We start from the raw sequence: 7,155 nt of genomic DNA, 5'->3' as shown, positions 1-7,155 counted from the left end.
CTTGTTTATCTGGGCTAGTGCCGCTGGCGTTTGGTTTGCGCGAGCCGCCTCGAGAGGCGCAAGAAACAAGGGAAAGGGCGTATGGCGCAAATGGGCGCAGGGTTCAAGCCCTGCGCCGCTTTTGTTTGCACGACTTATGTGTTTTTGCCGCGCCAATGGGGGCTCTAATTACCAGAGCCAAGCCTCAATCCGGCGCGAGCCTGCCTCTTCATAGGACCGCCCACGCGGGTCGGTGCACAGCACATAGCTGACGAGGGCCTTGCGACCGCGAATCCAGTCATGGCTTTGCTGGCGATAACAACGCACGACTGGTGCCCGATAGCTAAAGCGATCTTCATACCGGTCACGGTAACGATCCCGGCGATCATGGCGGTCACGCCAGTGGTCACGATCGCGATCCCAGCCACGTCCACGGCCGTAATCATCGCCGCCGCGTACTTGGAATGACCAGTTCCAGCCACCCCAACCCGACCAAGCCGAGGGGTGCGTGTACCATTGCGTGTCGCGCCGCCAGCCACGGCTGGGGTGATACTCGTCAAAGCCCCAGCGATTGGCATACAGGGCCGGATTGCCCCAACGGGGGTTCCAGCTTTGCCATTGGCCATAGGGGCCCCAGTAATCGGCTCCACGGCGATCTACATAGACCGGGTTGGGTGAGCCAACATGGACCGAAATGCCTTGCGCCTGTGCGGGGGCTGTGACGGCCAGACCGGCTAGCACAAGGGCGCTGGTGAGAAGCAGACGCATTGAAAACTCTCCTTGATTCAGATGTCCCTGAGGCAGAGTGTGTCAGCCTGTGCCTGAAACGAGCATGAATAAAGCCTTCAGAAACATCACACCTTGGTGATGGCAGCCTGTAAATGCCGTTTTAACCTTGAAACGCTATCAAGGGGCTATGGATGTAAGCATACCTCTTCATCAGCAAGGCCCTGTGCTGGATAAAGCGCATCTGGAGCGCATGACCGGTGGCGACCAAGAGCTCGCGCTGGAAGTGCTGGGCTTGTTTCGCGAGCAAGTTGAGCTGTGGAGTAAATTGTTACAGCCCAGCACCGAAACCCTAGACTGGGGCAATGCCGCCCATTCCGTCAAAGGCTCTGCTCGGGGGATTGGGGCGTGGCAATTGGGCGAGTTGTGCGGCCAAGCCGAAGAGGCGAGCAAAGCTCATCCCTTAAGCCGAGATGAGAAGCGGGCGTTCTACGAGGCCATCACCACTGAGATGCAGTCCGTTATCGGCGAGATCGCGGTGATCGAGCATCACTATGCTCTGGCGTCTTTGCGCTAAACTTCGGTTTTGTCTGCAGTCTCGGCTTTAGCGGCTAAGGCGTCAAAGGCGGTAAATTCATAAGCGATGCAGCGGTCCATCATGGTGCGCCACACCGGGTCTGCTATCGACATGGACAGGCCGTGCTGTTCGGCACTGACAGCCACTTTTGCAATCACATCGGCAATGCGGGCTTCGTCGCGCACAAGGCCGCGATGGCCCTTAATGCGGGCAGCAGCATCCATAAAGCCCTGGCGCTCTGCAATTAGTGCCACCAAAATACGGTCCAAGCGGTCAATTTCATGGCGCACGTCTGCCATGGTCTGGCAGGTGGCAGCCGTGTTGCGGCTTTCTAGGTCACGATCAGTCATGGGCGCGCAGATAGACTAGACTGCGTGTAGACGCAAAGCCTCAATCACTAAATCACCCAGTCATCGCCAGTTGCTTCCGATTTGATCCAATCCAAGAAGGCTTTGAGGGCAGGGGTCATGGTCCGGCCCTTGGGGCGTACCAGCCAATAGGCAAAGCCAACCTTGTCGCCCTCTCCAGAAAAAGGTGCCACAAGGCGACCAGATTGCAGGTCTGCGGCGGCGATTGCGCGCTTGGCCAGTGCGACGCCGCGGCCAGAAGCAGCGGCATCAATCACCATGGCGGATTGATTGAAGCGCAAGCCCTGATTGCCATCGGCACGGGGCACACCGCGCGCGGTCAACCACATCGACCAATCGGGGCAGGAAGGGTCATTGTCGGGGCTGACGTCATGAAGCAGCGTATGGCCAACCAAGTCTTGCGGGGTGCGTAGGGGTTTGGACCCTTCCAAAAGGGCTGGGCTGCACACGGGCAGCACTTCTTCGCCCATCAGCATTTCTGATGTCACGCCTTCATAAAAGCCGGGTCCATAGCGCACCGCCAGATCAACATCAGCATAAGCAAAATCAACGAGGTTCATATCGGCGGCCACCCAGACCTGAACATCAGGGTTGGCGGCTTGGAAGCGGTCAATGCGCGGCACTAGCCATTTGGAGGCAAAAGATGGTGCCGCCGATACCGACACCCGTTCTCGCCGCAGGGGCAGGCGCATTTGGCGCACGGCATCGTCAATCCGCTCAAAAGCTTCCCGCAACAAAGGCATAGAGGCGCGCGCGGAGTCGGTAAGTTCCACCGCCCGGCCTAAGCGCCGGAACAGCGGCTGGCCGACGAAGTCTTCCAGAATCTTGACTTGCTGGCTGATGGCGCCGGGCGTGACGTCGAGGTCTTCGGCCGCTTTGGTGAAGGACAGACGCCGCGCGGCGGCTTCAAAAGCGCGGAGCGCATTGAGGGGGGGGTAGGCAGTGCTCATAGAGAAAGTCTAATGCCAGAAACCGCACAATTCAACGATCAGAAAATCTATTCTTACACGTGAGCGCTTTCGGGCGCTGCCAAATCAGGCGCGGCCAAGGGGTCGACACCACCCCCCTAAGCCGTTTATGCGGGTGCCATGACTGCCTTGATTGAGCCCTTCCGCGCCATTTCCATCAGCCGCCTTGCCCATGCCATGAAGGCACGTGGCGAGAAGGTGATCCATATGGAATTCGGCCAGCCTTCAACGGGGGCACCATCCAAAGCGATCGCTGCTGCCCATCACGTGCTGGACACTGATGGTATGGGCTATTGGGAAAGTAGCCCACTCAAAGAAGCCCTGGCGGGTCGGTATCAGGACCTCTATGGCGTCAGTGTCGATCCAGAACGGATTGTCCTGACCTGTGGGGCATCCCCGGCGCTGGTGATGGCCTTAAGCTCTGCCTTTGCGCCGGGTGACCAGATTGCCTTTGCAAGCCCCGGCTATGTCGCCTATCGCAATACGGTCAAGGCGCTGCATCTGGCACCTTTAGAGATAGTCTGTGGCGAGGCGACGCGGTTTCAAATTTCCGCGGCCCAAATTGATGCTTTAGAGCCTGCGCCCAAAGGCTTGATCCTCGCCAGTCCGGCCAATCCCACAGGAACAATTATTCCAGCTGAAGAACTTAAGGCGATTGCGGAGGTTTGTGCCCGTCGCAATATCCGAATCATATCTGACGAAATCTATCATGGGCTGAGCTATGTCGGCCCCACCCATTCCATGCTGGAATTTGCGACAGACGCTTTGGTCGTCAATTCTTTTTCAAAATATTTTTCGATGGCAGGCTGGCGGTTGGGCTGGTTGGTGGCGTCAGACGATTTGGTGGATGCCGCCCGCGCCCGTATGGGCAATTTGTTTCTGACAGCGCCATCCTTGGCCCAGCATGCAGGCCTTGCCGCGATGGATTGCATTGACGAGCTAGAGGCCAATGTCGCCACCTATCGCGCCAATCGCGAGATTGTTTTGCAGGCTTTGCCAGCCATGGGCGTAACGCGCATCGCCCCGCCAGATGGGGCCTTTTACATCTATGCTGATGTCAGCCACCTCACCGAGGACAGCATGGCGTTCGCCCATCAGATGTTGACGGATACCGGCGTCGCCATTGCACCGGGCGTCGACTTTGACCCCGTGGCAGGCCACACGCACCTCCGGTTCAGCTTTGCGGTTTCGACGCCACAAATCGAAGATGCGATGGCCCGCCTAACGCCTTGGTTTAATAGTAGAAGCGCTCTTCGCTGATTTTGCCGTTTGCCACGGTGTAGACCGCAATTTCATCCATCGCGACGCGCTCGCCACTTTCTTTGTTCGTAATATCCATGACAAAGCGCAGCGCGAATTGGTCGCCGTTCACATACGGACCATGGGTCTCAACACTGTGGACTTCATGGGCACCATACCACCACTCACCCTTAGCAATGAGCGCTGGTATGCCTTCAGCGACGCTGCTGGGACCTTCCATATTCTCAATGCTGCGCACGTTTTCGGCCCAAAATTTCAGACCCGCTTCATCCATTTGGCCTGCTTTGCAGAGCGCGGTAAAAGCTTCGGCAACTTCCTGTGTCGTCATCACATATACTCCAATGATAAGAACATAACAAGAACATATCTTTTCGTACTTGGCAAGCGGATACTTGGTTCGACGAGCTATTTATCACCAGATTGCGACGGTTTTAGCCCTTGGAGTCACCCAAGGGCGCGGTATCTGGAAGCTTCATGGACGCAGGCTTTCGGCTAAACAGCCCTCGTAGCCACAGGCGGCTAGGTTGCTCAAACCAGATATGAATGAGGCCAGCCGCGATCAAGGTCAGCGTCAAAAGGATCGCGACCTCTGGCCAGCCCATACGATAAGTCTTCTCAAGCTCAAACCATTTCTGAATGACATTCCGCCACACCATCAGGATCGGCATATGCACCAGATACAGCGCGAAGGAGGCCTCGCCGCCAAATTGTATCCATTTATGGGAGAGGAAGCTGCGCTGCCCAGATTTCGCCAAGAGGCCAAGCGACAGCACAAATGGCCCAGCAATGCCAACCACCAAGCGATCATCCGTGTGAAAATGCATCGCGGTGAGCAGTATGACTGTCATGCCGAAGGCAAAGATGCTGGCCTGCAACCGGTTTAGATTGATCTTTTGCCCTGAAAAATAGAGCCCAATGCCGTAAATGAACTCAGGCACAACCAGCAGGATCCCAAGGTTTTCTTGGGCTTCAGTCAGGATAGATCCAAACAAAGTCTGATAAACGAAATCGAGCGCCGCAAAGGCGGCGATGGCAAGCCCAATGATTAAAAGGGGTTTCTCGCGCCAGCGCATCGCAATCCAAGCAAAGGCGGGGAAGGCTAAGTAGACAAACCATTCAGCCGACAATGACCAGGATGGACCATTCCAATTGGCCATATGTTGGGTCGGGAACCATGCATGGACGAGAAAAAGGCTGGTGAGAAAGTCAAATGTCGAGAAATTGGCATGATCAATACGCACTCCAACCAAGCCTGCCCCCAACGTGAGGGCCAAAACACCGATCAGAATAATGAAATGGGCCGGATAGATCCGTGCAAATCGCGCACTGATGAAGCGCCAATAAGAGGGGGTCGTGTCGCCAGTCAGATAGACGTGCGTCAAGATAAAGCCCGACAGGATAAAGAAAATGTCGACCCCTAGTCGGGCTCGATTGAGAAGGGGGGCGGCGTCTGCAGGTAAGACCCAGAAAAGCTGGTAGTGGAAGAAGACCACGCCCAAGGCGAGAAAGAACCTGACGCCCGTCAAGGCTTCAATTGTATCTGGAAAGATGTGTTGGCGCGTTGGTGCGATCACAAGATGTCTCCTAAGGGTGGCAGGCATCGCACCAACAAGACGCCCATAAAGTTTTGGACTTGGATCAGATTCGCACACATCCAACGTCGACGCCGCGTGCTTGCAAAAAGCGCGCCGAACCATGGTAACCATTGTTATTTGGGCCTAAAGGTCTGAACCCTCCGTGAACGCGTGCCGCTGAATCGCAGCCAGAATGGCCGCGACGGCCAGATTTGAGAGCACGTTGATCGCGGTCGCCGTGCGATCTGTTATCGGGTTAATTGCAAACAAAATGGCCAGACCTTCAAGCGGCAGGCCCAATGCAAGGAGGAGGGGGGCCACCGCAATCATGCCACCACCCGGGATGCCCGGAACCGTTGCATTCAGCAGGGCCGCATAGGTTGCCGCGAACGCAAGCTCCTTTGGGCCAAATGAAATGCCGTATAGTATCGATAGAAAATAGGTTGAGAACACCCAAGCATAGGCAGTCGACGGCTTAAAAGTAGAGACCGCAAACGGCAACACAAAACCATAAACACGCTCCGGCAACCGCCAAGTGTCCCTTGAAGTCTCAATCATGGCGGGCAAAGCTGACAGTGAGGAGCTCGTTCCCAATGCGACAGAGGTTGGGTTTATCACGCCGATGAAGACTTTGGAGAAAGCTAAATTTCCCCAGATCACCATAATTGCGATAAGGGCCAGACTGACGATGAATGCCGCACCAACTTGCACGCTAATCAAATAGCCCAAAGCGGAAAAAGCTGCCCCTCCAAGTTTGGTGCCAACGACAAGGGTTAAGGCGAAAATTCCAAGGGGTGCGACCAGTAGGACGCCCTGAACCAAGACCAGCATTACCGAGCTCATGGTTCGGCAGGCATTTACAATCTGGTGCCGCGCGTCCGCAGGTGCGGCCAAACTCGCAAATCCAAAAGCAATTGCAAAAATCATCAATGACAACATCGTGCCATCGGCAGCGGCCTTGATCGGGTTGATTGGGATCAAATTCTTGAACCACGTCGTGATGCTGGCATCTCCGGTCGGAACTTCCGCGGCATGAACGGAAGCACGCAGCTTGTCCGTGACGGATTGATCCAGCGTCAAACCGGAAAACATCCCTTTCGCGCTCAAGGCCGCCACGCCCGCATAGCAGCCACTCAGTAGGATAAAGGCGACCAATGTCTGAATGCCAATCGTTCCCGCCGAACGGCTGCTTTCTGATCCAGCAATGGCGGCAATTAACAGCGGCACGATCAAGGGGATGACCGTCATCCGAATGGCATTGATCCACATCGTGCCGACAACATCGAAAAAGCCGACAATTGAACTTATCCAATTGGCTTCGTCCAAATCGGCCAAAAATCCGCCCACTGCAAAGCCAAGGACCAAGCTTGAAATGCAAGCTATTGGCAGCACATCTTGGATGCGCGCCATTAGGTTACTGTTCTTCCGTGCGTCTAAAAATGCGGCTTCTGCCATAGGCCCAATCCAGAAATTTGTTCAATTCTGAATTTTTACTACTTAGTAGCTTTGGGTTCGCCTAGCCTTAGACAAGAAACATTTTTGATCTACTGCCCGCTAATGGCGTCTGAAATCGCGGCTTTGGCGGCGCAAGAGACGAGGCCATTTCGGGTTTTCGGGTCGAGTGAGGTGGCCGTCTGAACCGCGGACTGGATGGAGCCATCGATCGAGGTTTTCACAATCGCCGTCACCGCATCAATATGCTC

General features: G+C 55.6%; 8 protein-coding genes. 2 read left to right on the top strand and 6 right to left on the bottom strand.

Annotation, left to right across the window (positions count from 1 at the left end; all coding sequences use genetic code 11):
- Positions 1–168: 168 nt before the first annotated feature.
- Positions 169–747 (bottom strand): hypothetical protein, encoded by a 579-nt coding sequence (locus ACOVRA_RS07055; protein ID WP_421719662.1) that lies wholly within the window; start codon positions 745–747, stop codon positions 169–171.
- Between the two features lie 148 nt (positions 748–895).
- On the opposite strand from ACOVRA_RS07055, the gene ACOVRA_RS07050 reads away from it, so the two are divergent.
- Positions 896–1,282: an Hpt domain-containing protein gene (locus ACOVRA_RS07050; RefSeq protein ID WP_421719661.1), complete on the top strand. Its 387-nt coding sequence runs from the start codon at positions 896–898 to the stop codon at positions 1,280–1,282.
- Here ACOVRA_RS07050 and ACOVRA_RS07045 read toward each other — a convergent pair.
- The gene (locus ACOVRA_RS07045; protein WP_421719660.1) at positions 1,279–1,632 is read right to left on the bottom strand and encodes a chorismate mutase; all 354 of its coding nucleotides are present in this window, start codon (positions 1,630–1,632) and stop codon (positions 1,279–1,281) included. The genes ACOVRA_RS07050 and ACOVRA_RS07045 overlap by 4 nt on opposite strands.
- Before the next feature lie 47 nt (positions 1,633–1,679).
- Positions 1,680–2,600 carry a transcriptional regulator GcvA gene (gene gcvA / locus ACOVRA_RS07040; protein ID WP_421719659.1) on the bottom strand — a complete coding sequence of 307 codons (921 nt, stop codon included), beginning with the start codon at positions 2,598–2,600 and terminating at the stop codon, positions 1,680–1,682.
- Positions 2,601–2,738: 138 nt separating this feature from the next.
- Between gcvA and ACOVRA_RS07035 the strand changes: the two genes are divergently transcribed.
- Positions 2,739–3,878: a pyridoxal phosphate-dependent aminotransferase gene (locus tag ACOVRA_RS07035; RefSeq protein WP_421719658.1), complete on the top strand. Its 1,140-nt coding sequence runs from the start codon at positions 2,739–2,741 to the stop codon at positions 3,876–3,878.
- On the opposite strand, the gene ACOVRA_RS07030 is transcribed toward ACOVRA_RS07035, so the two are convergent.
- The 3 genes from ACOVRA_RS07030 to ACOVRA_RS07020 form a co-directional block, all read right to left on the bottom strand.
- Positions 3,853–4,206 (bottom strand): SnoaL-like domain-containing protein, encoded by a 354-nt coding sequence (locus ACOVRA_RS07030; RefSeq protein ID WP_421719657.1) that lies wholly within the window; start codon positions 4,204–4,206, stop codon positions 3,853–3,855. The genes ACOVRA_RS07035 and ACOVRA_RS07030 overlap by 26 nt on opposite strands.
- A 103-nt stretch (positions 4,207–4,309) precedes the next feature.
- The gene (locus ACOVRA_RS07025) at positions 4,310–5,452 is read right to left on the bottom strand and encodes an acyltransferase family protein (RefSeq protein ID WP_421719656.1); all 1,143 of its coding nucleotides are present in this window, start codon (positions 5,450–5,452) and stop codon (positions 4,310–4,312) included.
- Between the two features lie 144 nt (positions 5,453–5,596).
- On the bottom strand, positions 5,597–6,907 hold the full coding sequence (locus ACOVRA_RS07020; protein WP_421719655.1) for a dicarboxylate/amino acid:cation symporter: 1,311 nt from the start codon (positions 6,905–6,907) through the stop codon (positions 5,597–5,599).
- Positions 6,908–7,155 lie beyond the last annotated feature (248 nt).

The sequence above is a fragment of the Aquidulcibacter sp. genome (genome assembly GCF_049239865.1).
In the GTDB taxonomy this organism is placed as follows: Bacteria; Pseudomonadota; Alphaproteobacteria; order Caulobacterales; family Aquidulcibacteraceae; genus Aquidulcibacter.
The sequence above is the reverse complement of the archived record's forward strand: the minus strand, read 5'-3'. Positions and strand labels throughout refer to the sequence as shown.